We start from the raw sequence: 26,204 nt of genomic DNA on the forward strand, positions 1-26,204 counted from the left end.
GAACCGCCCGGCCCCTCGGACCGCCCGGCCCCCCGAACCGCGCGTTGATCATGAAGTTATTGCTCCGACACGCGCCGCGCCGGAAGGCAATAACTTCATGATCAACCGGGGGGACCCGGTGGGACCGGGGGGACCCGGTGGGGGGTTGGGACCCGGGGGGGGTGGGACCCGGGGGGGTGGGACCCGGGGGGGTCCGGGTTAGGGGATGGTGAGGGTGAACTCGGCGGTGTGGACCGTTGCGGCTACCTGGAAGTCGAGGTAGAGGCGGTAGCGGCCGGGGCCGGGGGTGGTCAGCCAGAACTTGACCTGGCCGTCCACGAGTTCCGGTTCGGGGTGCACGTGCAGGTAGCCCAGGTCGCCCTCGCGCAGCGCCACCAGGTGCCCGTACGCCCCGAGGTAGCGCTCCAGCGACGCGGCGCCTCGCGCGGTGTCGACCCGGAACGTCAGCGGCACGGTCGCCCCGGCCTGCGGGCTGCCCTGGTAGTCGACGGTGAACCCGTCCACCGTCGTCGAGGTCGCCGGCGCCTGGAGCGGCCGGGGCTGGTAGCCGCCGGGCGCGACGAGGTCCGCGCCGAGGGTCACCGCGGTCTGGCCGCCGTCGTCGGCGACCACGGTGAAGTCGGCGTACGCCCGCCAGACGCCGGGCTGCGCGAGGGTCAACGGCACCGACCAGGTGCCGTCCGGCGTCATGGTCGGGTGCAGGTGCTGGTAGCCGGCCAGGTCCCGGCGGACCACGACGAGGTGCATCGGCTTGTCGTGCACGACGGCGAAGCGGGTGACCGGCCGGCGCTGCGCGTCGCGCACCTGGAACCGGAGCTGCTCCGGGCGGCCCGCCGGGAACTCGGTGGCCAGTGGAGCCAGGGTGTACCCGGCGGAGCTGACCGACAGGCCGCCCGGCTCCGCGCCCGCGCCCTGGTCCGTACCGGTGGCGTTGCCGTGGTCGTGCGGCTCCGTGCCCGGCGGGTGGGTGTGGTCCGCGGCCAGCGCCGCGCCGCCGGTGCTGGTGGCGCCGCCGGCGTTCATCCGGCCGAGGCCGAAGCCGAGCAGCACCGCGAGCACCAGCCCGCCGACCACCAGCGCCAGCCGGAGCGTGCTCCGGTCCGGCGCGGCGGAGATCCGGTCAGGCACCGCCGGCGTCCAGCGCACAGCCGGCCTCGCCGACGGCCGCCCGCACGGAGTGCTCGCAGGTCATCCCGGAGATGGCGTACGCGCGGGTGGCGGGCGGTTGATCGGTCATGCCGCCCACGGTACCGCCGCGCCGGGCCGGTCCCGGCCGATGCCCGGGCGGCGTGGCGACCGTCGCAATCCGCCCCGCCCGGGAACTTTTCCGTCACCACGGGAAGCGGGCGGATCGGCCAGCGCCACCGCCAGCGATGAACGGACCGTTCCGGACGCCAGCGGAAGCGGAGCGCCCCGGCGGGCGGAGGACGGCGCGGGCGTGCTCAGCCGGCCACGGCGAGGGCGAGCGGGAGCACGTCCGGCGCGCCGGCCCGGCGCAGTGCGCGGGTCACCATCGTCATCGTCCAGCCCGAGTCGACCAGGTCGTCGACGAGCAGCACCGGGCCGGCCAGCCCGGCCAGCGCGTCGGCCAGCTCGGCCGGCACGGTGAACGCGTCATGCAGCGCGCGGACCCGCTGGGCGCTGTTGCCACGCGGCCCGCCGGCGCCACCGGGACCGGTCGGGGAAACCTCGCCGAGCAGCGGCAGTCGCCCCACGGCGGCGATCCGCTCGGCCAGCGAGCCGACCAGTCGGGGCCGCCGCCGGGAACCGACCGCGACCACCGCCACCGGGCGGCGGGGCCACGGGTCGTCGCCGTGCGCCCACGCCTTCAGCACCTCCACCACCGCACCGGCCACGTCGTCGGGCACCGGCGCGTCGGCAGCCTCCGGGCCGACCAGGTCGCGCAGCCGACCACCCCAGCCCAGGTCGGAGAGGCGCCCGACGGCCCGGCCCGGCAGCGCCTGCTCCGCCGGGGGGATCCGGCCCTTCAGGGGTACGCCCACCGCGTCCAGCCCGGTCGGCCAGAGCTTCTTCGGCGCGATCTCCACGCCGGGCCGCCCCAGGAACGTCTGCGCGGCGGTGAGCGCGGCCGTCGAGACGTCCGAGCCGAAGAGCGGGTCGGCGCACCGGTCGCACCGGCCGCAGTCGGCCGCCCCGGTGTCGTCCAGGCACTCGCGTAGATACCGCATCCGGCAGCCGGACGTGGTCGCGTACTCCCGCATGGCCTGCTGCTCGACGGTGCGCGCCTCGGCGACGCGCCGCAACCGTGCCTCGTCATAGACCCAGGGCTCGCCGGTGGCGAGCCAGCCACCGCGCACCCGGCGGACCGCGCCGTCCACGTCGAGCACCTTGAGCATCAGCTCCAACCGGGCCCGCCGCAGGTCGACCAGCGGCTCCAGGGCCTGGGTGGAGAGCGGGCGGTCGGTGTGCAGGGCGGCCAGCACGGCCCGGACCTGCTGCTCGGGCGGGAACGCGAGCGAGGCGAAGTAGCGCCAGATGGCGGCGTCCTCGGCGCCGGGCAGCAGCAGCACCTCGGCGTGTTCGACGGCGCGGCCGGCGCGGCCGACCTGCTGGTAGTAGGCGATCGGCGAGGGCGGCGCACCGAGGTGGACGACGAAGCCCAGGTCGGGCTTGTCGAAGCCCATGCCGAGCGCGCTGGTGGCGACCAGAGCCTTGATCTTGTTGTCCAGCAGGTCCTGTTCGGCGGCCCGCCGGTCGGCGTCGTCGGCCTGCCCCGTGTACGAGGCGACCGGGTAGCCCCGGGTGCGCAGGAACTCGGCGGTCTCCCCCGCCGCCGCGACGGTCAGGGTGTAGACGATGCCGGAGCCGGGCAACTGGTCCAGGTGGTCGGCGAGCCAGGCCAGCCGGTGCGCCGGGCTGGGCAGGCCGAGCACGCCGAGGCGCAGCGACTCGCGGTCCAGCGTGCCGCGCAGGACCAGGGCGTCGCTGCCGTCGCCCGTGCTGAGCTGCTCGGCGACGTCGGTGGTGACCCGGGCGTTGGCGGTGGCGGTGGTGGCCAGCACCGGAGTCCGCTCGGGCAGGTTGCCGAGGAAGGTGCGCAGCCGCCGGTAGTCCGGCCGGAAGTCGTGCCCCCAGTCGGAGACGCAGTGCGCCTCGTCGACCACCAGCAGCCCGGTGGTCGCGGCCAGCTTCGGCAGCACCCCGTCGCGGAAGTCCGGGTTGTTGAGCCGCTCCGGGCTGATCAGCAGCACGTCCACGGCGCCGGCCTGGATCTCGGCGGTGATCTGGTCCCACTCGTCCAGGTTGGCCGAGTTGATGGTGCGGGCTCGGATGCCGGCTCGCGCGGCCGCCTCGACCTGGTTGCGCATCAGCGCCAGCAGCGGCGACACGATGACCGTCGGACCCGCGGGCTCGTCGACGCCGTCGGCCCCGGCGGGGTCGGTACGCCCCCGTAGCAGCGCGGTGGCCACGAAGTAGACCGCCGACTTGCCCCAGCCGGTGCGCTGCACGCAGAGCACCCGCCGCCGGTCGACGACCAGCGCCTCGATCGCCCGCCACTGGTCCTCGCGCAGCCGGGCGTGCTCACCGGCCAGCCGGCGCAGCACCGCCTCGGCCCGCTCCCGTACCGCCGCCCGCTCGTCGCCCATCCGGCATTTCTACCAGCGCCGGGCGTCATTACCCCGGTTCGCACGGGAGGTTCCAGTCACGATCCGGCGGCCCGCCACCGCCAACCTCATGATCGGCTCGGAGGGTGACCCGGGGTCAGCGGCGGGAGGGTGGGAGCAGGGAGCGGCGGAGGAGGGTCAGGCGGGAGGTCAGGCTGGCCAGGCCACCGGGGAAGAAGTAGACGGCCAGGATGAAGAGGGTGCCGAGCACGAAGAGGGGCTGGGAGAGCGGCCGGCTGAGCACGGCGGGCAGGCTCTCCACCGCGTCGGAGCTGCCGAACGCGGTGAGCCGGTGGTCCAGGTACATGTAGAGCACGCCGCCGAGCACCGGGCCCCACCGCGTGCCCGGTCCGCCGAGCACCACCATCACCAGCATCGACAGGGTCAGCTCGGACGAGGTGATGTGTGGCGAGGCGCCACCGACGATCAGGCAGTAGACCCCTCCCCCGGCCGCCGCGAGCCCGCCGGCCAGGGTGAACGCCACCAGCTTGTAGCGGTACGGGTCGAGCCCGAGCACGCCGATCCGGCGCTCGTCGTCGCGCAACCCGGCCAGTACCCGCCCGGTCGGCGAGCTGGAGACCCGGTGCACCACGAAGACCACCAGGGCCAGGTACGCCAGCGCCAACCAGTAGAGGTTGACCGTGTTGGTCACCCCGACCAGCCCGGCGGGCAGCCCGGAGACGTCCAGCGGCAGGCCCTCCTCGCCTCCGGTGAAGCCGCCGAAGTCCCGGGCCACCAGGATCGCCCCGACCTGGGCGAAGGCCAGCGTCACCATGGCGAACGCGATGCCGACCGTACGCAGCGCCACCGCGCCGAGCAGCGCGGCCAGGATCGTCCCGCCGGTGACGGTCAGCAGCGCCGCCTGCCAGAGCGGCAGCCCGGCCTTGGTGACCAGGATGTCCGTGCCGTACACCCCGGCGGCGAAGTAGAGCGCGTGCCCGAAGGAGAGCATCCCGGTCCGGCCGAAGAGCAGGTCGTAACCGGCGGCGAGGCCACCGAAGACCAGGCAGACGGCGAGCACCTGCAGGGTGCCGGGCGAGTTCAGCGGCCCCTCGAAGATCCCCGGCAGGGGCAGCGTCGAGTACGGCACGATCACCGCGAGCACCAGCGCGACCAGTGGCAGGAACGGTCGTACCCGATGCCACCGCCCGCGCTCGGGGGTCAGCTCCGCCGGTACCGCCGCCGGCGGGGCGGGCACCTCGGGACTCTTGACCTCGGTCATGCCGTTGCCACCTTTCCGGCGATGCCCTGGGGACGCAGCAGCAGCACCACGGCCAGCAGCCCGACCACGCACACGTCGCCGAGACCGGAGGGGCCGTAGTAGTTGACGAACTGTTGCAGCAGCCCGACCGCGACCGCCGCGTACGCGGAGCCGACCACCGAGCCCATTCCGCCGATCACCACCACGATGAACGCGAAGATCAGCAGTGAGCCGCCCTGCCCCGGCGAGACCGTGCCGAAGTAGACACCGCCGAGCGCACCGGCCAGCGCCGCGGCGGCCCCACCGATCGCGAAGACCAGGGTGAACGCCTTGCGCACGTCGATGCCGAGCGCGGTGACCATCTCCCGGTTCTCCACCCCGGCCCGGATCACCAGGCCGTAGCGGGTCCAGCGGAGGAAGGCGAGCAGCGCGCCGAGCACCAGCACCGCGGCGATGATCAGCAGCAGACCGCCGTTGGGCACCTGCGCGCCGAGGATCCCGGTCACCTGCCGGGTCCAGTCCGGCCGCGGGAACGGCCGGGCGTCGGCGCCCCAGGTGGCCTGGAGCAGCGCCACCCCGGCGAGCGAGAGACCGACGGTGACCAGCACCTGCTCGATGGTGCGCGAGTAGAGCGGCCGGATCAGCACCAGCTCGACCAGCACCGCGACCAGCGTGCCGGCGGCCACCCCGAAGACGACCGCGAGCACGAAACCGAACCCGTCCGACCCGGCGCCCGGCAGGTTGGCCGCCGCCCACCAGGTCGCGTACGCGCCGACGCCGAGGAACAGCCCGTGCGCGAAGTTGAGCACGTCGGCCAGGCCGAAGACCAGCGACAGCCCGGAGGCGACCAGGAAGTACAGCGCCGCCAGGCCGAGCCCGGTCAACGTCAACAGGATCACGGTGCCCATCAGTGCCCGTCCTTCCCCGCCGCGGCACGACCCGGCTCGGCCGGGTGCTGCGATTCGCCGCTGCCCACGCCCAGCAGGGACCTGGTCAGCGCCGTCTCCAGCAGCAGCTCCTGCGCGTCACCGGTCCAGGCCACCTTGCCGGCGGCGAGCACCACCGCGTCCCTGGCGAGCCGCCGGACCACCGCCAGGTTCTGCTCGACGAGCAGCACCGGCACCGACTCCGCGACCCGTTCCAGCACCTCGGCCACCTCGGTCACCACTTTCGGCGCCAACCCCTTGGTCGGCTCGTCGACCAGCAGCAGCCGGTTGTCGTTGAGCAGCACCCGGCCGATCGCGAGCATCTGCTGCTGCCCGCCGGAGAGCGACCCGGCCCGTTGCCGTCCGCGCCGGTCCAGCTCCGGGAAGAGCGCGAAGACCTTGTCGTACGCGGGGCTGACGCCGCGCCGCTCGGCCAGCCGCAGGTTCTCCGCGACGGTCAGGCCGGCGAACACGCAGCGGTCCTCCGGCACGTACCCGAGCCCGCCGCGGACCAGCCGGTGGGTGGGGCGGGCCAGCAGGCTCTGCGCGCCCATCCGGATGGTGCCGCGGACCTCCCCGGCGGGCGGGGTGAGGCCGACGATCGCGCGCAGCGTGGTGGTCTTGCCGACGCCGTTGCGGCCGAGCAGGACGGTCACGCCCGTGGGGGCGACCGTGAAGGACACCCCCTGGAGGATGTGCAGCCCGGAGATCCGGACCGACAGATCCTCCACGTTCAGGATCGGCTCGGTCATAGCGATTCCCCCAGGTAGGCCTCTTGCACCGTGGGGTTGGCCATCACCGTCTCCGGGGTGTCGCAGGCCAGCAGCGCGCCGTGGTGCATGACGGCGATCCGGTCGGCCAGTTCCAGGATGACGTCCATGTGGTGCTCGACCATCAACACCGCCCGGCCGCTGTCCCCGGTCAACGACTTGATCACCGAGACCAGCTCGGGCACGTCCTCGGCGCTGACCCCGGCCATCGGTTCGTCCAGCAGCATCACCCGCGGTTCGCCGGCGAGCAGCAGGGCGATCTCCAGCTTGCGCTTCTCGCCGTGTGCCAGGGTGCCGGCCAGCGCCGTACCCCGGTGGGCGAGGCCGACCCGGTCGAGCGCCGCGTCGGCGGCGGCGGCCACCTCCCGGTCGGCCGCCGCCCGCCGCCACAGTTTCATCGAGCCCCCGCGGTACGCCTGCACGGCGAGCCGGACGTTCTCCCGCACGCTGAGCGAGCCGAAGACCGACGACGCCTGGAAGGTACGGCCCAGCCCGAGGCGGGCCCGCCGGTGCGGCGGAAGCGCCCCGATGTCCTGCCCGTCCAGGGTGATCCGGCCCTCCGTGGCCCGGCGCAGGCCGGTGATCAGGTTGAACAGTGAGGTCTTGCCGGCGCCGTTCGGCCCGATCACGCCCAGGAACTCCCCGGGCGCCAGGTCGAGGTAGACGCTGTCGACGATGGCGACCTCACCGATCCGCCAGGTCAGACCGCGGGTGGCGAGCATGGGTCAGCCCTTCATGGCCACGGCCGGCGGCGCGGACTCGTCACCGGTGAGGCTCTTCTGCGCGGTCGCCGTGAAGGCGGTGCCGCTGCCGGTCAGCTTGGCCTGGAACATCGGCTGGAGCAGCGCGTGGTCCGCGGCCCGGATGGTCATCTTGCCCTTGACCCCGTCGAAGCTCCAGCCCTCCAGGGCGGTGACCATCTTGTCGACGTCGTCCCCACCCTCCTGCACCGCGCGAACCACCATCTGGGCGGCGGCGAAGCCGTCCGGGTGGAACAGGTCGAGCGTGCCGCCGGGGATCTTCGCCTTCGCGGCCTTGGACGCCTCGGTGTCGCTGGCCCCGTCGAAGTAGTGCGACAGGAAGGAAATCTTCGTGCCGGCGGCGCCGAACGTCGGCCAGGAGGCGCGGATGTCCAGGCCGGTGACGACCGTGGTGGAGGAGAGCACGCCCTGCTGGTCGAGGCTCTGCCACATGGCCGGGGCGGTGGTGCCGGCCCAGGCGACGAAGAGCAGATCCGGCTTGGCCGTTTTGATCTGGCTGGCGAACGGGGTGAACTCGGTGGCGCTGGCCGGGGCCCGGACGCTGCTCACAGTGGCGCCCGCGCCACCGATGACCGTCTTGACCGCCGCCTCGTTCGCGTCGCCGAACGCGCCGTCCTGGGCGAAGACCACGACCTTCTTACCGGCCGGGTCGCCGATGAACGACCTGGCGGTCACCACGTCCTGGTAGGACTGGCGGCCGGAGCGGAAGGTGTACTTGTTCGACCCGGTCACGGCGTCGGTGGCGGCCGGCCCGGAGATGAACAGCACCTTGTTCTGCGCCGCGATCGGCGCGACCTGGAGCGCCACGCCGGAGGCGGTGGAGCCGGCAATGATCTTCGTACCCTTGCCGATCAGGTCCTTCGCCGCGGAGACCGCCTTGGCCGGGTCGCCCGCGTCGTCGACCTCGGTCAGCTCGATCTTGCGGTCACCGACCTTGCCGGTGCCCTGGGTGGCGAAGTCGAGCCCCGCCTTGAACCCCTCGATGTACTGCTTTCCGTAGCTGGCCAGGGCACCCGACTGGGAGTACACCAGGCCGACCTTGACCGGCGCGGCGCTGTCGCCGCCGCCGGTGGCGGTGTCCTGCGGGCTGCCACAGGCCGTGGCGGCCAACGCCGCGGCCATCATCGTGGCGGCGGAGAGGAACACCCGCCGCGTCGTCCGGACCGTCATTGCGACTCCACATGAGGACTCGGAGGGAGAGAACTTCTTCGTGTCGGCTCACGCTAGAAGTGACGTCACCCACGGGCTATGTGGCGGAAACACACAAGTAACAGGAAGGGGGTGGCCGGACGTTACAACCGGCCGCACTACCACCCGAGGGTCCGGCCTCCCGATGGCCCGTACCCCCACGGACCACCCGGCCCCTGTGTCGTCCCGCGCCATCCGCCCTTCGCTCCCGCACTCACCCACCCGAACGACCGCAGGGCCCGTCGTGGCCCGCCGGGCGCGGGCACCGCCGGCGACCGTCGAGCAGGTTGTCGCAGAAGGCCCGATGGCGTACGCACTGCGCATCCTCCTCGGAGACCGTCGTCTCGGCCCGGTCCACGTCGGCGAGGAAGCCCAGCGCCCGGGTGATCGCTCGCGCGAATCGCAGCGCCCCCGGCAGGTCCGCTGCCGTCACCGGCAGGTGCACCACGAACCGCTCCCGACCGCCGCCCAGCACGTCGCCCATGACCACCGTCCTCCGCGCCGATCGGACGGCGCATCCTCGGTCCGCCGCCGTGGAAGGCGGCCCGGCGTGCGGGTAGGGACGCCCACCGGACCGCCCGGCCCCACGCCCGCAGCCCTTGTCGGCGGCGGTACGAACGCGGGACCCACCTCAGGCCCGTACTCCGAGGGTTTGCCGAACCGACCGGAGTCCTCACCATGCCCACAGCAGAAGCCCCATATCGTCGCATCGCCAACGACATCGCCGCGAAGATCAAGAGCGGGGAGCTGAGATCGGGTGACAAGCTGCCATCCACTCGGGAAGTCGCGGAGACCTACGCCGTACACATGAACACGGCCTCGCGGGCGCTCACTGCTCCACGACCGCGAGCTGATCACCGGCCATCCCGGACGCGGCACCTACGTGGCGGACCGCCCCGGGCGGTAGCGTTTCCCGCCTGGTCGACCGACCGCGTCGCGACGGCGACGCCAACGCTCCAGCGAAGATCGGCACAATATCCCTGATGTTGCTGCCTCATGCCGCATCGAGGCAGCAACATCCCCGAAGTTGTCGGACGTCCCGCGAGACCACTACATCCAGGATGAAGCGCGATCTTGGGCGGGCGGGCGGGCGTGCGCCGCCGAGCGACGGTGGATGAACCTCCGGAATGGGCGTTCCCACTCCCACCATGGCGCGAAAACGGAAGATTGTCTGGTGCACCGGTTTTTCCGCAACCCCGTACGGCTGGTGCCGTTGGGGTTCCTGGTGCCGATCCTGCTCGGCACCGGGCTGCTGATGGCCCGTTCGGCGACCGTGGACCACCAGCGCCCGCCCCTGGTCACCGCACTCTTCACCGCCACCTCGGCCGTGTCGGTCACCGGTATGGCCGTCACCGACACCCCCAACTACTGGTCCGCCTGGGGACTGGTGGTGATCACCCTGCTCACGCAGCTCGGTGGCCTCGGCATCCTCACCGTCGCGGCACTGGTCATCCTGGTGGTCGCCCGCCAGCTCGGGCTGCGCAACCGGCTGCTGGTGCAGGCCGAGTCGGCGGACTTCGGCATCGGTGACGTCGCTCGGCTGCTGCGCCGGATCGCCATCACCGTCTTCGCCTGCGAGGCGGTGATGACCGCGCTGGTCGCGGGCCGGCTCTGGCTGGTCTACGACTATCCACCCGGGCGAGCTCTCTGGTCCGGTCTCTTTCACGCCGTCCAGGCCTTCAACAACGGTGGCTTCGCGCTCTACTCCAAGGGCCTGCTGGCGTTCGACCGCGACCCGTGGGTGTCGCTGCCGCTGGCGTTCGGCGCGATCGTCGGTGGGCTCGGGTTTCCCGCCCTGTTCGAGGCGGCCCGCGAGTGGCGCCGGCCGGTGCGCTGGGCGGTGGCCACCAAGCTGACCATCTGGGGCAGTGCCGCGCTGCTGCTGATCGGCTTCGCCGGCCTGCTCGCCGCCGAGTGGACCAACGTCGACACCATCGGCTCGTACGACGTCGGCGGCAAGGTGCTCGCGTCGTTCGCCCAGATCGCGTTGAGCCGCACCGGTGGCTTCAGCGTCCTGGACATCGCCGCCCTGCAGGAGGAGAGCTACCCGCTGCTGATCGTGCTGATGTTCATCGGCGGCGGCAGCGCCAGCACGGCCGGCGGGATCAAGGTCTCCACGTTCTTCCTGCTGGCGTTCACCATCTGGGCGGAGCTCCGCGGCGAGCCCGACGTGACGGTCGGGCGCCGCCGGGTGGCCACCGCCAGCCAGCGGCAGGCCATCACCGTGGCGCTGCTCAGCGTCGCGCTGGTCACGGCCGGAACGATGACCCTGCTGCTGCTCACCGAGGGCCTCCGGTTCGTCGCCGCCCTCTTCGAGGTCACGTCCGCGTTCAGCACCACCGGCCTGACCGTCGGCCTGGCCGGCACACTGCCGGCCAGCGGTCAGCTGGTCCTGACCCTGCTGATGTTCATCGGCCGCGTCGGGCCGCTCACCCTCGGTTCGGCGATCGCGTTGAACACCCGACGCCGGCTCTACCGCTATCCCCAGGAACAACCCATTGTCGGCTAGCAAGGAGGGTCGAGGTGTCGGCTAGGCGAGCGGACGGCAACGGCGTCGTGGTGGTCGGGCTGGGTCGGTTCGGTAGCCACCTGGCCGGGTCGCTGACCCGGATGGAACGCGAGGTGCTGGCCATCGACCGCAACCCGGACCGGGTGCAGCGCTGGTCGGCCCAGCTCGACCAGGTGGTCCAGGCCGACTCGACCGAGGAGGGGGCGCTGCGGCAGCTCGGCGTCGCCAGCTTCGGGCGGGCGGTGGTGGCCATCGGCGCCTCGGTGGAGGCGAGCGTGCTCACCGTACTGGCGCTGGCCGAGCTGGGCCTGTCGCAGATCTGGGCCCGGGCGACCTCGCAGAAGCACGCCAAGATTCTCTCATCGGTGGGCGCGCACCACGTGATCTTCCCGGAGGCGGAGACGGGCGAACGGGTGGCACACCTCATCGTCAGCCGGCTGCTCGACTTCATCGAGTTCGACGACGACTTCGCGATCGCCACCGTCCGCGTGCCGGAGTCCCTGGTTGGGCGCACCGTGCTCGACCTGCGCCCGGACGATCGCTACGGGGTCCGGGTGATCGGCGCCAAGCTGCCGGGCGAGCGCTTCCGGTACGCGTCGGACAGCACGAAACTCCCCCACGGTGGGCTGCTGGTGGTGGAGGGCGGGATCGACCAGGTGCAACGGTTCGCGGGGCTCCGCTGAGCCGCCTCACTTCTTCCCGCCGCCGTGCCCCCTCCCCTCACCCTTGGTCACTTTCCCCCTTTTCCCGAACCACCACCCGGTCCCTTGCCTTTGCCGGGCTTCTCGGGCTTGGCCTTCGTCGGGGCGCCGCCCGAACCGGAGCCGCCCGACCCGGAGCCGCCGGAGCCGCTGCGGACCGTCGCCGCCTTGGGCGGGGCCTTCGTCGTGGCGGCCTTGCTCGGCGGGGCGGTGGACGGCATGCTGCCGGCCACCCCGGAGACCCGTACTCCGCAGCTCGCGTCGCCGAGCCGGAACTCCACCGGCAGCGGGTTCGCCCCGCTGTACTTCCCCACCAGGGTGAGCTTCTCGGCCTCGCCGGGCGCCAGGGTGGTGCGATCAGCCGCCGGCCGGATCAGCACCGTCCGCCCCTGCTGGTGCACCGGGGTCGGCTCCGCCTTCGTCACCCTCTGCTGACCGGGGAAGGTGAAGCTCATCGTCCAGTCACGCAGCGCGCTGCCCCCGGTGTTGGTCAGGGTCAGCTCGGCGGCGAAGTCCTTGCCGGAGTCTGTGCGCAGCGCGTACGCCACCTCGCAGGGCGCCGCCTTCGGCGGACCCATCCGGGCCTCGGTCGGCGGCTGGTCCCCGCCACTGGCCGGGCTGCGCGAGGTGAACCCCCACAGAGCCCCGGTGACCGCGAGCAGGCTGGCGGCGGCCACCCCGGCCTCGATCCGCCGACGTCTGGTCGCCCGCCTGCTTCGGTTGCGGGTGCGCGACAGCGGCAACGCGTCGGTCTCCGCCGACCACGGCAGGATCGTGGTGCCGGCGCAGGCCAGCGCGGCCGGGTCCAGTGGCCCGGCGGCCGGCGAGACCGGCACCGCCGCCAACATTCCGGCCGTCTCGGCGAGGGTCCGGGCCAGCTCGGCGGTGGCCGGCCGTTCCCCGGGCTGCTTGGCCAGGCAGCGCCGCACCAGGTCGGTCACCTCGTCGGGCAGCCCCGACACCTCCGGCATCGGATCGGGGTCGTTGTACATGTGCGCGCGCAGCATCTGGGTGGTCGTGCTGGCCTGCCAGGGCAGCCGGCCGGTGAGCATCCGGTAGAGCAGCAGCCCGACGGCGTACACGTCGGTGGCCGGGGAGACCTGGCCGTTGTCCAGCCGCTCCGGAGCGAGGTACGCGGGCGTGCCCAGCAGCGCCCCGTCCGGCCCCTTCTCACTTTCCCCCACCAGCGCGGAGATGCCGAAGTCGACCACCTTGACCCCGGTCGACGTGAGCATCACGTTGCCCGGGGTGACGTCCCGGTGCACCACGCCCCGGGCGTGCGCGGTGGCCAGCGCCGAGCTGACCTCCGCGCCGACGGTCACCGCCTCCCGCCACGGCAGCCGCCCCTCCCGGCCCAGCCTGCCGGCCAGGGAACCGCCGTCGACAAGCTCCATCACCACGTACGGCACGGTCACGCCGGCCTGCACAGACTCGCCGTAGTCGTACACGTTGGTGATGTTCGGGTGGCAGAGCCGCGCGGCGGCCTGCGCCTCGATGCGGATCCGGTGCCGGAAGGCCCGGTCGGTGGCCAGCCGCGAGGCGAGCACCTTCACCGCGACCTGCCGGCCGAGCACCTCGTCGTAGCCCCGCCAGACCACCGACATGCCGCCCGCGCCGAGCTGCTCGACGAGCCGGTACCGCTCATCGAGGAGTTGCGCGCCGTTCCGGTCCCCACCACCCATGGTGGCCGATGTTGCCCAGGTACGGCCCGACTACACCTCGGGTATCGGAATCGGTCAGGAATGTCACCCGATCAGGCGGTCGCCAGCAGCTGATCCACCGGGGCGTAGTCGTCGGTCAGGACCAGCGCGTCCCCGGTGAAGTCCGTCAGGTCCGCGCCGGACAGCAGGCTGACCCGCCGGTCGACCTCGTCGAGCCGGGCACGGACCGCGGCCAGCGGCAGCGGCGCGTCGGAGGCGACGATGAGGAAGTTCGCGCCCTGCTCCTCGGCGAGCGCTTCCGGCGGGGCGATCAACGCGACGTGCGCGAACTCGGCGGCCACCGTGGCCAGCTCGGCGCGGATGAACCGCAGCGGCGGGTAGTCGATGACGTTCTGCACGTACACCCCGCCGGGGCGGGTCACCCGCCGAACCTCGGCAGCCATCTCCCGGGTGGCCAGGTGCCAGGGCACCACCAGGTGGCCGAACGCGTCACCGACCACCAGGTCGCGACTGTCCGTCGGCTCGCCGACGACCAGCATCCGGGCGTCGCCCACCACCGCCCGCAGCCCCGGCCCCGGGCGTACGCCCAGCTCCCGCTCGCCCAGCTCGACCAGCCCGCCGTCGATCTCGAACACCACGTTGTCGGTGCCCGGGCGGGTCGCGGTCAGGTAGGTCGGCACGGTGAACCCGCCGCCGCCCAGGTGCAGCGCGTCCAGCCGCTGCCCGGCGGGCGCGGCCACGTCCGCGACGGCGCCGATCCACTTGGTGTACGAGTACTCCAGGTGCTTCGGGTCGGCCAAATCGACGTACGAGTGCTGGGCCGAGTTGAGCAGCAGGGTCCGCCCGCTGGGCCGGTCCGGGTCCGACGTCACCCGGGCACAGTGGTACGCCGTCTCGATGTCGCACGGGTTCGGTGCCACGGTGGTCAGCCCCGCCCCGACCAGGCCGAGCACCGCCAGCGCGGCCCGGGTCCGGGCCGGACCGGGCAGCTCGGTGTGCGCCTGCCGGCGCAGGTACCAGCCGAGGCCGATGCCGGCCAGCCCGAGCGCCACCGCAAGCGCCAGCAGGATCACCGTGCTGGGCAGCGCGGCGACCAGCACGAAGCCGGTGAGCAGGGTGGCGGTGATGCCACCCAGGGTGCCGATCCCGGAGAGCCGACCGACCACCTGGCCGGTCCGGCGCAGGTCGGCGAGCTGAAGCTTCACGACCAGCGGGGTGACCGCGGCCAGCAACGCCGCCGGCACGAACACGGCCAGCGCCACCAGCAGCAGGATGGCGCTGGCGGCACCGCCGCGCAGCACCTCACCGGCGTACCGGACCACGGGCAGGGTGACTGCGGTGGCGATGCCGGCCAGCACCAGCGCCGGCGCCAGCAGGCCCCGCGGGTCGCGCCGGTCAGCCAGCCAGCCGCCGGACCACGCCCCGTACGCGATCGCGGCCAGCGCGATGCCGATCACCGAACTGGTCACCTGGAGGGTCACCCCGACGTACGGGCCGACCAGTCGCAGCGCGACCGTCTCCAGCACCAGCACGGCGCCGCTGGAGAAGAAGACCAGGAACGCGGCGAGGCCGTTGGGCAGCGCCCGGCCGGTGACCGGCACGGACGGGACCGGAGAAGACGGCGGCGCCGCTACATCGGACGGTGGGGAGCTCATCGTCGCGATGGTACGCAGCCAAGCTGGTGCTGCGGGTCAGTACATCGAGAGATGAACATGGTTCGTGTGGCTCGCGGCCGGGCTGCCGCTGCCGCTGTACGAGCGCCACCCGGTGCCGGGGTGCCAGATCTGCCTGTACCAGATCACGTAGAGCACGCCCAGCCGATCGGCGTTGCGCACGTGCCAGGAGGCCAGGCTGTCCCCGTACGCCTTGTCGCCGCCGGTCGCGTTGCGGTCCTCGAAGCCATCGGTGGCGGCCGCGAAGTCGCAGGCCCGTCCCTTCGGGTGCTCGCCACCGCCGCCGCTGCGTTTGCAGGAGACGTGCCGCTTGTAGCCGGCCGCCTGGGTCTGCTTGAGCGCGTTGAGAGTGCGCGGGGTGATGCAACCGGACGTGGTCGGGTCCTTCACGGAGCAGGATTCCGACGGCCAGGATCCGTCCGAGTTACGCGGCGCCGGCTTGGCCGAGGCGGAGCTGCCGCCGCTGAAGCCGTTGCTGCTGCCCGAGCTGACCTCGGCGAGCGCCGCCTCGGCCTCCTTCTTCTTCTTCGCCATCACGGCGAGCTGCTTCCGCTGCTCGCGGACCTCCGCGTCGATGGCGAGCTTGGCCTGCTGCGCCTGCTGCCGGGCGTCGGTCAGCGTGCGGAGCCGTTTGCCGTCCCGCTGGGCCATCAGGTCCAGGTCTGCCGCACGTTGCAGGAACATCTGCGGGTCGGCGGAGTTGAGCAGCATCGACACCGGGGTGAGCCGACCCGCGCGGTACGACTGCGCGGCCACCTCGCCGACCTGGGCGGTGAGCTCGACCAGCCGGCCCTCGACGCTCTTCAGCTCGCCGGTGAGCGCCGTCTGCCGACGCTTGGAGTTGTCCAGCTTGGCCTTCGCCTCGATGTGCCCCTTGGCGGTCAGCTCCAGCGCGTCCTGCAATTTCTTGCTGCCGCCCTCACCGGGCTCCGCGTACGCGGGCACCGCGCCACCGGCGAGCACCAGCGCAACGGCGGCGACGAGAGCGAGCAGTGCGCGGCGACCGCGCCGCTGGCTGAGCCTGGTCCTGGGCACGAAAGCGTCCTTCCGTCGACCGCCGGCCCCCGGTGAACCCACTGCGCGGCGGCGTCCCCGCCGGCGCCGATCGGCGGCCTGCTGGCGGAGAACGCCGTCACGATACCGGAAGCCGCCCCGGTGACCAGCCCCGTGAGTGCCCGACGGCTTCGATGTCGACGCAGGGTGCCACCACCGTCGCGGAGTGCGCGGTTCAGGTGCCGAGCAGGGCGTCGTGCACCTCGGCCCAAACCTGCTCGTTGGCCGCGACGAGCAGGCCGTGGCCCTGGTCGGCCGGGTGGTAGTCGACGCCGTCGAACCGGCGGGCGACACCGCCGGCCGCGCGGACCAGCAGGGTGCCCGGGGCGTGGTCCCACGGCAGGGTGCGCCAGAAGAGGGTGAACTGCTGCTCACCGGTGAGGATGTCCAGGTACTCCCGGCCGGCGCAGTGCTGGCCGGGCAGCAACTCACCGAGCCGCCGGCCGCCGGCACGGACCCGGTCCCGCGTCTCCGGCGGCAGGAACCGGGTCATCGCGGCGCCGCGCAGCTCGCCCAGCCCCGGCCCGGAGCCGGTGTCGCCCACCGGCCGGCCGTTGAGCAGGGTGCCGTCGTCGGCCCGGCCGGTGGCCAGGATCCCGGCCAGCGGGTCGAGGATCCAGCCGGCGATCGGCCGCCCGTCGGTCAGCAGCGCCACCATCAGCGCGAACGGCTGGCGGCCGGCGGCGAAGTTGGCGGTGCCGTCGACCGGGTCGACCAGCCACACGTCCCCGCCGTCGCGCAGGTGCCGCAGCAGCCCCGGATCGTCGGCGACGCCCTCCTCGCCGACCACCATCGAGCCGGGCCGCAGCCGGCGCAGCCCCGCGGAGATCAGCTCCTCGGCGCGGCGGTCCGCGACGGTGACGATCTCGCCGGGCGCCTTCTCCGACACGTCGGCTTCGTCGAGCTTGCGGAACAGCGGCACCACGACCTGGTCGGCGGCCTCCCGGAGCAGGTCACCGACGTCGTCGAGCAGAGCGTCAGCCACGCGGCGGCAGCTTGACCACGCTGACGAAGAACTCGTCGATCTGGCGGACCACCGAGATGAAGCGCTCGAAGTCCACCGGCTTGGTCACGTAGGCGTTGGCGTGCAGCTGGTAGCTGCGCAGGATGTCCTCGTCGGCCTGCGAGGTGGTGAGCACCACGACCGGGATCCGACGCAGCTCCTCGTCCTTCTTGATCTCTTCCAGCACCTCCCGGCCGTCCCGACGGGGCAGGTTGAGGTCGAGCAGGATCAGGTCGGGCGTCACCGCGTCGGCGTACTGGCCCTCATGCCGCAGGTAGGCGAGCGCCTCGGCGCCGTCGGACACGACGGTGAGCCGGTTGCGCAGCTTGTGCTCCTCGAACGCCTCCTGGGTCATCAACACGTCACCCGGATCGTCCTCCACGAGCAGGACCTCGATCGGGCTCTTGCCGTCCGCTGGCGCGGTCATCCCACCGTCTCCCTCATGTCACCCGTTCTACCGCCTTCCGGGGATCCGTCGGCCCGGTCCGGCCGGTCCGCCCCGGCGGACTGCTCCGGGGGCGTTGCCGGCGTCTCGTTCGCGGGCGCGGCGTCGCCGCTCGCGGCACCGGCCGCGGGGGCCTGCGGCGGCTCCGGCGAGTCGGTGGCAGCGGCTGCTGCCGCCTCGACGTCCTCGGGCAGCGCCGGCAGGGTGAACCGGATCGCCGTGCCTTCCGGTACGTCCGTGTCCACCCAGACCCGGCCGCCGTGATATTCCACGATCTTCTTGACGATGGCCAACCCGATGCCGGTGCCCGGGTACGCGTCCTTCGAGTGCAGCCGCTGGAAGATCACGAAGATCTTGTCGGCGAACTCCGGCTCGATCCCGATGCCGTTGTCCTGGCAGCTGATCTCCCACTCGGAGCCGACCAGCCGGGCCGAGATGTGCACCTTCGGCGGGGCGTCCGGGCGGCGGAACTTGATCGAGTTGCTGACCAGGTTGGCCATCAGGTTGGTGAGCAGCGGCTCCTCGCCCCGGATCACCGGCAGCTCGGTCCAGGTCAGCTCGGCGTCGGCGTACTGCCGGGCCGCCTCGGTCTGGCCGGCCACGTCGCCCATCACCTTGTTCAGGTCGACCTCGACGAAACCGTTGGTGAGCCGCCCGATCCGGGAGAACGCGAGCAGGTCGTTGATCAACCGCTGCATCCGCTGCGCACCGTCCACCGCGAAGGCGATGTACTGGTCGGCCCGCTCGTCGAGCTGACCGGCGTAGCGGCGCTGCAGCAGCTGGCAGAAGCTGGCGACCTTGCGCAGCGGCTCCTGAAGGTCGTGCGAGGCCACGTACGCGAACTGCTCCAGGTCACGGTTGGATCGGGTCAGCTCCTCGGCCTGCTTCTGCAGCTGACTGTTGACCCACTCGATGCGCTCGCGGGCCTCCCGCACCTCGGCCAGGTCGGAGGCGATCTTCTGGCGCATCGCGTCCACGTCCGCGCCGAGTTGGACGAACTCCGGCGGGCCGGTGGTGGCGATGCCGTGCTGGTAGTCGCCCTTGGCGACCTCGCGGACCTGGTCGGCGAGCCCGATCAGCGGCCGGACCACCATCCGGTCCAGGGAGAGCAGCAGCACCGCACCGGCGACGACCACCACCAGCGCGGCGATGATCAAGAGTGCGACCAGCAGGTTGCTGCTGTTGCGTACGTCAGCTGCGGACTGCTCCCGGGCCGCCAGGATCTCCTCCTGGAGGTCGTCGATCGCCGACCGGACCTCGTCGAACTGCTGCCGGGCCCCTTCGGTGACCAACGCCTGGCCCGCGCTGGTGCCGCTCTGCTCGGTGGTGGTGATGACCGGCACCGCCACCGACTGCCGCCACTGCTCGGCCCGCTCCTCGACGATCCGCAGTTCCTGGCCGATCTCCGGGTAGTTGTCGAGCAGGGCCCGCATCGCGGCGACGACGCTCTTCTCCTGATCGAGTCCCGCCTGGTACGGGCTCAGGTCGTTCGGATCGCCGCTGACCGCGTACCCGCGGACCGCCGTCTCCTGGTCGAGCACCGCGTTGAGCAGTTCCTGCGACTGCACCCGAAGCGGGCCGGTCTCGTTCAGGATGGCGTCGATCTGCGTGCGGTTGCGCGCGGCCATCGCCGCCTCGGCCCCGGCCAGGGCGATCAGCAGCACGCCCACGACGGTGAGCAGGGTGATGACCCGACGGCGCAGACTCCAGCCGCCGACCACCGGCCTCACCGGCCACCGCCACGGCTGACCAGCAGCATGGCCACGTCGTCAGCGAGCGGGCCACCGTTGATCTGCTCGGCCCGGCCGACCAGCCAGGCCGGCAGATCAGGCAGTGCGACCTCGCGGTTGGCCGGCTCGTCGAGCAGCCCGTTCAGACCCGGCACGTCGAGCCGTTCGTCGCCGGCGCCCACCCGCCCCTCGATCAGGCCGTCGGTGTACATCAGCAGGGACCAGTCATCGGTGTCGAACTCCAGGTCGTAGGCGATCGGCCGGCGGGGTCGTACGCCCAGCAGCCGGCCACCGGGCGCGGGCACCGGGGCGACCCGGCCGTTGGCGAGCAGCAGCGGCGGCGGGTGCCCGGCGAGCCGGACGGTGGCCCGGTTGGCGTCCAGGTCCAGGCGGGTGGTGGCCACCGTCGCGAAGATCTCCTGGAGACGGCGCTCGCTCATCAGCACCTGCTCCAGCGCCGGCAGCACCTCGTCGTCCGGCACCTTGGCCAGCGCCAGGGCCCGCCAGGCCACCCGCAGCTCCACGCCGAGCGCGGCCTCGTCCACGCCGTGCCCGCAGACGTCCCCGACGATCAGGTCGAGACGGTCCGGACGGGTCTGCACCACGTCGAAGAAGTCCCCGCCGATCAGCGCGGCGTGCCGGCCCGGCCGGTAGAAGGTGTGCACGGCGACCTGGTCGGTCGTCATCAGCGGCTGGGGCAGCAGGCCGCGTTCGAGCCGAGCAGACTCGGCCTGGCGCAGCTCGACCTCGCGCAACCGGCGGGCGTTCACGTCGGCGCGCTTGCGCTCCACCGCGTAGCGCAGCGCCCGGGTCAGCAGCACCCCGTCCACCTGGCCCTTGACCAGGTAGTCCTGCGCACCCTCGGCGACCGCCACGATGCCCAGGTGCTCGTCTGACCGGCCGGTCAGCACGCAGACCGCGGCGCCACTGGACATCTCCAGCACCTGGCGCAGCCCGTCCAGCCCCTGCGCGTCCGGCAGGCCCAGATCGAGCAGGACGCAGTCGACGTCGGTCATCCGCCGCCGCGCCTCGCTGAGGCTGCTGGCGATCAGCAGGTCGATCATCGAGTTCGTTTCGGCTAGCAGCTCACCGACCAGGAAGGCGTCGCCCTCGTCGTCCTCCACCAGCAGCACTCGCAACCGCTCACCGGGCGGCAGGTTGGCGTGCCGCGCCAGGCCGCCGTGCGGGTAGGGCACCACGGGGGAACCGGTCATGCCGACTCCCCGGTGCGGCCGGGTCACCGCCGCGAGGCGCGGGAGATCGCTGGTGATGTCGGGCTCCTTCCGAGTGCCCTGCTGATCCTGTATTAGACAACGGTCGCACACAACACGACGGCCTCGGCGCGGCCGGGGATGGGCCGCATCACTGTCCCGCCGAAGGACAAACCGGGCGTGCTCAAGGCTCTGGCGTCCGGCCGTCCCACCCGACCAGCCATCCCACCCAGGGGCCGCCGGGAGGCAGGATGATGCCACCCCAGGCCCCACCATCCCCGAGGAGTTCCCGTGGGCGCACCCCCCACCCCCGCCACGACCGGCGTGCCGGTCCGCCCGGGTCCGGGCGTACCCGCCGCCGACCGCGCGCTGGCCCGGCCCCGCCGGCGACTCGCGGCCGCCACGGCCGCCCTCGCCGCGCTGGTCGCCGTCGGCGCCGGCAGCCTGCTCGACCTGCGCACCCCGGCCCCGACGCCGGCCGGCGCGCCCGTCGACGAGTTCAGCGCCAGCCGAGCGTACGAGGACGTCCAGGTCATCGCGGCCCGGTCGCACGTCGCCGGCAGCCCGGCCAACGACCAGGTCCGCGCGCACATCGAGCAGCGGCTACGCGGGCTGGGCCTGGAGACCGGGGTGCAGGACACCGTCGCCCCGGAAGCCGGCCAGCTCAGCGGAGCGGCGGGCGGGGCCACCCTGGCCCGGGTCCGCAACGTGGTGGCCCGGCTGCCCGGCACCGACCCGACCGGCCGGGTCTTCCTGGTCGCCCACTACGACTCGGTGCAGACCGGCGCGGGCGGCAACGACGACGCGGCCGGCACCTCCGCCATTCTGGAGGTCGCCCGGGCGCTGGCCGCCGGTCCCCGACCGCGCAACGACATCGTCTTCGTGCTGACCGACGCCGAGGAGGCGTGCCTCTGCGGCGCGTCCGCGTTCGCCGCCAGCCACCCGCTGGCTGCCGACGGTGGAGTGGTGCTCAACCTGGAGGCGCGTGGCTCCACCGGCCCGGTGATCATGTTTGAGACGTCGCGGAACAACGCGAAGCTGGTGGACGTCTTCGGCCGCGCCGCCCCGCACCCGGTCGGCACCTCGTTCGCGGTGGAGATCTACCGTGCGCTGCCCAACGACACCGACTTCACCGCGTTCCTGGACCAGAGGTTCGTCGGGCTGAACTCGGCGTACATCGACGGTGGCGCGATCTACCACACGCCGCTGGACACCCCCGCGGCCATGGACCGGGGCAGCCTCCAGTAGCACGGGGACAACGCGCTGGGCCTGGCCCGGGAGTTCGGTCGCACCGACCTGACCGACCTGCGCTCCGGGCACGACGCCACCTACTTCCCGGTCCCCGGCGGGCTGGTCCGCTACCCCGGCTGGCTCACCCTGCCGCTGGCACTGCTCGCGGTGCTCGCGGTGGCCGCGCTGGGCTGGTTGACCCGGCGCCGGGGCCGGGCCGGCACCGGCCGGCTCGCCGCCGGCTTCGGGCTGGCCCTGGTGCCGATCGTGGCCGCGCCGCTGGCCGCGCAACTGCTCTGGATGGCGATCACCGCGATCCGGCCGGGGTACGCCGAACTACTCGACCCGTACCGGCCGATCTGGTACCGGCTGGCCGTGCTGGCGCTCGCCGCCGCCATCCTGTTCACCTGGTACGCGCTGACCCGCCGCCGGATCGGGCCGGCCGCGCTCGCCGTCGGTGGGCTCGCCTGGCTGGCCCTGCTCGGGGTGCTGCTCGCTGTCGCGGTGCCCGGCGGCGCGTACCTCACCACCCTGCCGGCGCTCGCCGGCGCCATCGGCGGCCTGCTCGCGCTGCGTACCCGGCAGACCGGGCCGTGGCCGGTGGTGGCGGTGACCGCCGCCGGAGCGGTCGGCGTGGTCATCCTGCTGCCCACCGTGGTGCTGCTCTTCCCCGCGCTCGGGATGGCGATGGGCGGGGTGGCCGCGCTGGTCGCGGTGCTGCTCGGCCTGACCGCGCTTCCGGTGGTCGACCTGCTGCACCCGCAGGCCGGCGGCCAGCGCGGGCTTGTCGCGCTGCGGGCCCGGCGGCTCGCGGTGCTGCCGGCCGGGGCCGCCGCCCTGGCGGCGGCGGTGCTCGCCGGGGTCGGGCTGGCCGTCGACCGGTTCGACGCCGCCCACCCCGCGCCCACCCACCTGATGTACGCGATGGACGCGGGCACCGGCCAGGCCCGCTGGCTGAGCCACGAGAGCGACCCGCAGCCGTGGACGGACGGCTACGTGGACGGGGTGACCAACGTCGGCGACGACTTCCCCGGGCTGGGCGACGGTGAGCTACGGACCGGCCCGGCGCAGCCGGCGAGCCTGCCGGCGCCGAAGCTGGAGGTGCTGGCCGACTCCGGTTCCGGCGGCGAACGGACGCTCCGGCTGCGGCTCACCCCGCAGCGGGCGGTCCGGCTCGCCACCCTGCACGTCGACACGTCGACCGCCACCGTGCTGCGGGCCGAGGTGGCCGGCCGTTCGGTGCCGGTGGAGCCCCGCGAGGGCAAGTGGGGCTTCGGGCTGGTCTTCCACGCCCCGCCAGCGGAGGGGATCGAGGTCACGCTGACCCTGCGGCCGATCGCCGGGCAGGTGGCGCTGCGGGCGATGGACGCCAGTGACGGGCTGGACGCGCTGCCCGGCTTCCGCCCCCGGCCACCGGCCGTCGGCATCGTCGGCTCGCACAGCTCGGAGATGCTGGCGGTCGCCCGCACCTACCCCATCTGACGAGTGGTCCGGTGGTCCGGCGGGCATTTCGCCTCCGCCGGACCACCGGCTCCGCGTACCGACCGGAAATGCCGCGCGCCGTTCCGGTTCGCACGGTGAAATGCGCTCAGCCCACCGCTTCGGGTTGGCCGGCGCCGCTACGGCGCCAGCGGTTTCCGTCGTGATCGGTGAAAGTGAGATCCACCAGAACGGCGTCGGCGGCCGCGCGTAACCGATGCTCCGCCGTGACGGTGACGAACAGTTCGTGACTCTCCCGCCCATGTATCCGGCGGACCTGTTTCGCCCCGGCCAGGTCCGTCGGTGTGCCGTCCGGATCGTCGGACGGGACGAGCCGCGGCAGCACCGACACGTCGAGGACCGGGGCGTCGCTCTCGTTGGCCACGACGACCCGCAGCACCGAGTTGCCGCGGATCTCGGCGACCGCCGAGACCAGCCGGGCCTGGGTGGCCCGGACCCGCAGCTCGTCGGTGCGGCGGGCGCGGATCTCCCGGCGCAGCCCGAGGTAGACGAACAGGACGCTGGCGATGGAGCCGACCGCGCCGAACCAGTCCGGCACGGAACCCCAGTCGGCGGTGTCCTGGTATGGCAACCAGTTCATGCGTCCATCGTGGAGGTACCGCGCGACTGACGAGCACGGCGGATCGGCCCGAATCAACGGCGAAATGGAAATCGCGGCACCGATTCCGGTCGCCCGCGTGGCCTAAACGGAGAGTGTGCAAGCCAGTACGGGCGTGGATACCCTTGCGGTTGACGTGGCGCGGGTGCCAACCCCTCCGACCGTCCACTAGCTGGACCTGATCTATTCGTCGCCCGCCCCGCAGCAATTTCGCCACCGAAGGGGGGTCGCATTGACTGCGGACGTTCCACCCGAGGACCACGGCGTGCCCCGGCCGGCCTACGACCGGCCGAGTCGCGTCTCCGTCGACCCGCCCCTCGGGCGGCTGGACTGCCCTCTGCACGGGCGGGACGACCTGATCGACGACATCATGCAGCCACGACAGGCCGCCGGCGACCGGCCTTCGGTGCACATCCTGTGCGGCATGGGCGGCTCCGGCAAGAGCCACGTCGCGCTGGAGATCGCCCGCCGGGCCCGGGCGGACGGCCGGACCGTCTGGTGGGTGCAGGCGGGCCGACTCAACTCCGGCATGCGTGAGGTGGTCAGCCAGCTCGGCGCCTCGGAGACCCAGGTCGACCAGGCCTGGGCCGGAATGATCAGCGCTACCGACCTGGTCTGGCGCTACCTCAACCAGGCGGGGCAACCCTGGCTGCTGATCTTCGACAGCGTGGACGAGCCCGGCACGCTCGGCCCCACCGACGGGGTGCTCGCCGACGGCACGGGCTGGCTGCGCTCCCCGGAGGCCGAGGACGGCATGGTCCTGGTGACCACCCGGGACGGCAACCGGGCCACCTGGGGCACCTGGTCGACGCTGCACCAGGTGCGCCCACTCGACGCCGACGCGGGCGCGCAGGTGCTGATCGACCGGGCCGGCGCCGGGGCCGGTGACCTGGCCGACGCCCGTGAGCTGGCCCGGGAGCTGGGCGGGTTGCCGCTCGCCCTGCGCGCCGCCGGCAACTACCTGCGATCGGTCAACGCCAGCCCGGTCTGGCGCGGCTCCTCCACCATCACCACGTTCGTCGACTACCGGGCCGCGGTGGAGCGCCGGTTCCGCTCCCCGCGCGACGCCGCCGACGTCGACCTCGACGAGTCGCTCGGCCTGGAGATCGTCCGCGAGGTCGACGACATCTCGCTGGACCTGCTGGCCCGCCGCCAGCTCCAGCAGAGCCGGCCGCTGCTCAACGTGCTGGCCTGCCTGAGTGTCTCCCCGGTGCCCTACGAGGTGGTGCTCAAGCCGGCCATCCTCGCCGGGTCGCCACTCTTCGAGGGGCTCACCGGCCGACAGCGGGTGAAGGTGCTGGAGGGCATCGGCGACCTCGCCCTGGTCGACTTCGACGTCCGGGAGGACGTCACCGACCCGGCCTTCGCGCACGTGCTGTCGCTGCACCCACTGGTGCACGCGATGTTCCGCGACCGGGACGAGGTCCGTGAGCAGATCGCCGAGTACCACCGGGTGGTCATGCAACTTCTGCTCGCCGCCACCGAAGGGCTGAGCCCGGACGACTCGGCCGCCTGGGCCAACTGGGACGTGCTGGTGCCCCACCTGGTCGAGGCGGTGCGGGAATACCTCGCGCCGCAGAAGCAGAAGCACGACCCCGAGACGGTACGCCGAGCGCTGGAGCTGGCCCGGCTCACCGCCCGCTACCTCATCGCGGTCGGCCTGCCCGGCTCGGCCTTCGACATCCTGGACCCGATCGTCCGCGGCTGCGGCGCGTACGACCACGACCTGGACCGGCCGCAGATCCTGGCGCTGCGCCACGAGCTGGGCCGCACCTGGCTGGAGCGCAACCAGCCGGAGATGGCCGAGCGGGTGCTCCGCGACGTGATCGCGGACCGGACCAGGGTGCTGGGCAGCGACGACGCCGACACGTTGGCAAGCCGGCACAAGCTGACCAAGGCGATCATGGCCCAGCGCCAGTGGCCGGAGGCCGAGTTGGAGCTTCGGCAGATCGTCGCCGCGGAGGACCAGGTCCGCGGCCCGGAGCACTGGGACACCATGGTCGTGCGGCACAGCCTCGCGCTGGCCGTGCTCGCCCAGCACCGGGCGGAGGAGGCCGAGGAGATGCTGCACGCGATCCTCGAGGTCCGCTACCGCACCTGGCCGCTCAACCAGCCGGAGACCTGGCAGGCCCGGCACACGCTGGCCCGCTGCATGCAGGCACAGGGGCGGCTCGCCGAGGCGGAGGCCGAGCTGCGGGCCACCCTGGCGACCGTGGAGCCCCGGCACGCCGACCGCAGCGAGGTGCTCGCCATCCGGGCCACCCTGGCCGCGGTGCTGCTGCTCGACGGGCGGCTCGACCCGGCCATCGAGGCGTACGAGCAGCTCCTGGCCGACCGGCGGCGGCTGCTCGGGGACACCCACCTGGACACGCTCCAGGTGGAGCACGCACTGCGCCGCCTGCGCAACGGCGACTGACG

General features: G+C 72.9%; 20 protein-coding genes and 1 pseudogene. 5 read left to right on the plus strand and 16 right to left on the minus strand.

The window, feature by feature from the left end; translation table 11 throughout:
• Positions 1 to 198 precede the first annotated feature (198 nt).
• From KBX63_RS18285 to KBX63_RS18320, 8 genes are all read right to left on the minus strand, one after another.
• A complete protein-coding gene (locus KBX63_RS18285; protein ID WP_210912445.1) occupies positions 199 to 1,128 on the minus strand; it encodes a hypothetical protein in 930 nt (309 codons plus the stop codon).
• 314 nt (positions 1,129 to 1,442) lie between these two features.
• The gene (locus KBX63_RS18290) at positions 1,443 to 3,608 is read right to left on the minus strand and encodes a RecQ family ATP-dependent DNA helicase (protein WP_210912446.1); all 2,166 of its coding nucleotides are present in this window, start codon (positions 3,606 to 3,608) and stop codon (positions 1,443 to 1,445) included.
• Between the two features lie 115 nt (positions 3,609 to 3,723).
• Complete coding sequence (locus KBX63_RS18295; protein ID WP_210912447.1) at positions 3,724 to 4,848, minus strand: branched-chain amino acid ABC transporter permease; 1,125 nt, start codon at positions 4,846 to 4,848, stop codon at positions 3,724 to 3,726.
• Positions 4,845 to 5,735: a branched-chain amino acid ABC transporter permease gene (locus KBX63_RS18300; protein WP_210912448.1), complete on the minus strand. Its 891-nt coding sequence runs from the start codon at positions 5,733 to 5,735 to the stop codon at positions 4,845 to 4,847. Before KBX63_RS18300 ends, KBX63_RS18295 begins: the two co-directional genes overlap by 4 nt.
• The gene (locus tag KBX63_RS18305; RefSeq protein ID WP_210912449.1) at positions 5,735 to 6,505 is read right to left on the minus strand and encodes an ABC transporter ATP-binding protein; all 771 of its coding nucleotides are present in this window, start codon (positions 6,503 to 6,505) and stop codon (positions 5,735 to 5,737) included. The genes KBX63_RS18300 and KBX63_RS18305 overlap by 1 nt, the downstream gene beginning before the upstream one ends.
• On the minus strand, positions 6,502 to 7,245 hold the full coding sequence (locus tag KBX63_RS18310; RefSeq protein ID WP_210912450.1) for an ABC transporter ATP-binding protein: 744 nt from the start codon (positions 7,243 to 7,245) through the stop codon (positions 6,502 to 6,504). The genes KBX63_RS18305 and KBX63_RS18310 overlap by 4 nt, the downstream gene beginning before the upstream one ends.
• 3 nt (positions 7,246 to 7,248) lie before the next feature.
• The gene (locus KBX63_RS18315; RefSeq protein WP_210912451.1) at positions 7,249 to 8,454 is read right to left on the minus strand and encodes a substrate-binding domain-containing protein; all 1,206 of its coding nucleotides are present in this window, start codon (positions 8,452 to 8,454) and stop codon (positions 7,249 to 7,251) included.
• Positions 8,455 to 8,686: 232 nt separating this feature from the next.
• On the minus strand, positions 8,687 to 8,956 hold the full coding sequence (locus KBX63_RS18320; protein WP_210912452.1) for a hypothetical protein: 270 nt from the start codon (positions 8,954 to 8,956) through the stop codon (positions 8,687 to 8,689).
• A gap of 194 nt (positions 8,957 to 9,150) precedes the next feature.
• On the opposite strand from KBX63_RS18320, the gene KBX63_RS18325 reads away from it, so the two are divergent.
• The 3 genes from KBX63_RS18325 (at position 9,151) to KBX63_RS18335 (ending at position 11,664) form a co-directional block, all read left to right on the plus strand.
• Positions 9,151 to 9,456 carry a GntR family transcriptional regulator gene (locus tag KBX63_RS18325; RefSeq protein ID WP_247662631.1) on the plus strand — a complete coding sequence of 102 codons (306 nt, stop codon included), beginning with the start codon at positions 9,151 to 9,153 and terminating at the stop codon, positions 9,454 to 9,456.
• Between the two features lie 190 nt (positions 9,457 to 9,646).
• Positions 9,647 to 10,981, plus strand: a complete 1,335-nt coding sequence (locus KBX63_RS18330; RefSeq protein WP_210912453.1) for a TrkH family potassium uptake protein — start codon at positions 9,647 to 9,649, stop codon at positions 10,979 to 10,981.
• Between the two features lie 14 nt (positions 10,982 to 10,995).
• The gene (locus KBX63_RS18335) at positions 10,996 to 11,664 is read left to right on the plus strand and encodes a TrkA family potassium uptake protein (RefSeq protein ID WP_210912454.1); all 669 of its coding nucleotides are present in this window, start codon (positions 10,996 to 10,998) and stop codon (positions 11,662 to 11,664) included.
• A 47-nt stretch (positions 11,665 to 11,711) separates the two neighbouring features.
• Here the strand turns inward: KBX63_RS18335 and KBX63_RS18340 are convergent, their stop codons facing one another.
• From KBX63_RS18340 to KBX63_RS18370, 7 genes are all read right to left on the minus strand, one after another.
• Entirely contained in the window at positions 11,712 to 13,364 is a 1,653-nt protein-coding gene (locus KBX63_RS18340) for a serine/threonine-protein kinase (protein ID WP_210912455.1), read from the minus strand.
• A gap of 71 nt (positions 13,365 to 13,435) precedes the next feature.
• Positions 13,436 to 14,998 (minus strand): fused MFS/spermidine synthase, encoded by a 1,563-nt coding sequence (locus tag KBX63_RS18345; protein WP_247662633.1) that lies wholly within the window; start codon positions 14,996 to 14,998, stop codon positions 13,436 to 13,438.
• A gap of 36 nt (positions 14,999 to 15,034) precedes the next feature.
• On the minus strand, positions 15,035 to 16,051 hold the full coding sequence (locus KBX63_RS18350) for a hypothetical protein (protein WP_210912456.1): 1,017 nt from the start codon (positions 16,049 to 16,051) through the stop codon (positions 15,035 to 15,037).
• Positions 16,052 to 16,244: 193 nt separating this feature from the next.
• Positions 16,245 to 17,054, minus strand: a complete 810-nt coding sequence (locus KBX63_RS18355; protein WP_210912457.1) for an inositol monophosphatase family protein — start codon at positions 17,052 to 17,054, stop codon at positions 16,245 to 16,247.
• Positions 17,047 to 17,499, minus strand: a complete 453-nt coding sequence (locus tag KBX63_RS18360; RefSeq protein WP_210912458.1) for a response regulator — start codon at positions 17,497 to 17,499, stop codon at positions 17,047 to 17,049. The genes KBX63_RS18355 and KBX63_RS18360 overlap by 8 nt, the downstream gene beginning before the upstream one ends.
• The gene (locus KBX63_RS18365) at positions 17,496 to 19,247 is read right to left on the minus strand and encodes an ATP-binding protein (protein ID WP_210912459.1); all 1,752 of its coding nucleotides are present in this window, start codon (positions 19,245 to 19,247) and stop codon (positions 17,496 to 17,498) included. Before KBX63_RS18365 ends, KBX63_RS18360 begins: the two co-directional genes overlap by 4 nt.
• Positions 19,244 to 20,461 carry a PP2C family protein-serine/threonine phosphatase gene (locus KBX63_RS18370; protein WP_247662634.1) on the minus strand — a complete coding sequence of 406 codons (1,218 nt, stop codon included), beginning with the start codon at positions 20,459 to 20,461 and terminating at the stop codon, positions 19,244 to 19,246. Before KBX63_RS18370 ends, KBX63_RS18365 begins: the two co-directional genes overlap by 4 nt.
• A gap of 288 nt (positions 20,462 to 20,749) precedes the next feature.
• Here KBX63_RS18370 and KBX63_RS18375 point away from each other — a divergent pair.
• Positions 20,750 to 23,170 (plus strand): annotated as a pseudogene (locus KBX63_RS18375) (M28 family peptidase).
• A 106-nt stretch (positions 23,171 to 23,276) separates the two neighbouring features.
• On the opposite strand, the gene KBX63_RS18380 reads toward KBX63_RS18375, so the two are convergent.
• Positions 23,277 to 23,768 (minus strand): hypothetical protein, encoded by a 492-nt coding sequence (locus tag KBX63_RS18380; RefSeq protein WP_210912461.1) that lies wholly within the window; start codon positions 23,766 to 23,768, stop codon positions 23,277 to 23,279.
• 283 nt (positions 23,769 to 24,051) lie between these two features.
• Here KBX63_RS18380 and KBX63_RS18385 point away from each other — a divergent pair, with 283 nt between their 5' ends.
• Positions 24,052 to 26,202 carry a tetratricopeptide repeat protein gene (locus KBX63_RS18385; protein ID WP_210912462.1) on the plus strand — a complete coding sequence of 717 codons (2,151 nt, stop codon included), beginning with the start codon at positions 24,052 to 24,054 and terminating at the stop codon, positions 26,200 to 26,202.
• Positions 26,203 to 26,204 lie beyond the last annotated feature (2 nt).

Source organism: Micromonospora sp. U21 (assembly GCF_018070045.1).
Classification (GTDB): domain Bacteria; phylum Actinomycetota; class Actinomycetes; order Mycobacteriales; family Micromonosporaceae; genus Micromonospora.

Excerpts from the sequence above, each read along its gene's own strand:
- KBX63_RS18290 (WP_210912446.1), bottom strand. The coding sequence starts at position 3,608 with ATGGGCGACGAGCGGGCGGCGGTACGGGAGCGGGCCGAGGCGGTGCTG.
- KBX63_RS18295 (WP_210912447.1), bottom strand. The coding sequence starts at position 4,848 with ATGACCGAGGTCAAGAGTCCCGAGGTGCCCGCCCCGCCGGCGGCGGTA.
- KBX63_RS18300 (WP_210912448.1), bottom strand. The coding sequence starts at position 5,735 with ATGGGCACCGTGATCCTGTTGACGTTGACCGGGCTCGGCCTGGCGGCG.
- KBX63_RS18305 (WP_210912449.1), bottom strand. The coding sequence starts at position 6,505 with ATGACCGAGCCGATCCTGAACGTGGAGGATCTGTCGGTCCGGATCTCC.
- KBX63_RS18310 (WP_210912450.1), bottom strand. The coding sequence starts at position 7,245 with ATGCTCGCCACCCGCGGTCTGACCTGGCGGATCGGTGAGGTCGCCATC.
- KBX63_RS18315 (WP_210912451.1), bottom strand. The coding sequence starts at position 8,454 with ATGACGGTCCGGACGACGCGGCGGGTGTTCCTCTCCGCCGCCACGATG.
- KBX63_RS18320 (WP_210912452.1), bottom strand. The coding sequence starts at position 8,956 with ATGGGCGACGTGCTGGGCGGCGGTCGGGAGCGGTTCGTGGTGCACCTG.
- KBX63_RS18325 (WP_247662631.1), top strand. The coding sequence starts at position 9,151 with ATGCCCACAGCAGAAGCCCCATATCGTCGCATCGCCAACGACATCGCC.
- KBX63_RS18340 (WP_210912455.1), bottom strand. The coding sequence starts at position 13,364 with ATGGGTGGTGGGGACCGGAACGGCGCGCAACTCCTCGATGAGCGGTAC.
- KBX63_RS18345 (WP_247662633.1), bottom strand. The coding sequence starts at position 14,998 with ATGAGCTCCCCACCGTCCGATGTAGCGGCGCCGCCGTCTTCTCCGGTC.
- KBX63_RS18360 (WP_210912458.1), bottom strand. The coding sequence starts at position 17,499 with ATGACCGCGCCAGCGGACGGCAAGAGCCCGATCGAGGTCCTGCTCGTG.
- KBX63_RS18370 (WP_247662634.1), bottom strand. The coding sequence starts at position 20,461 with ATGACCGGTTCCCCCGTGGTGCCCTACCCGCACGGCGGCCTGGCGCGG.
- KBX63_RS18380 (WP_210912461.1), bottom strand. The coding sequence starts at position 23,768 with ATGAACTGGTTGCCATACCAGGACACCGCCGACTGGGGTTCCGTGCCG.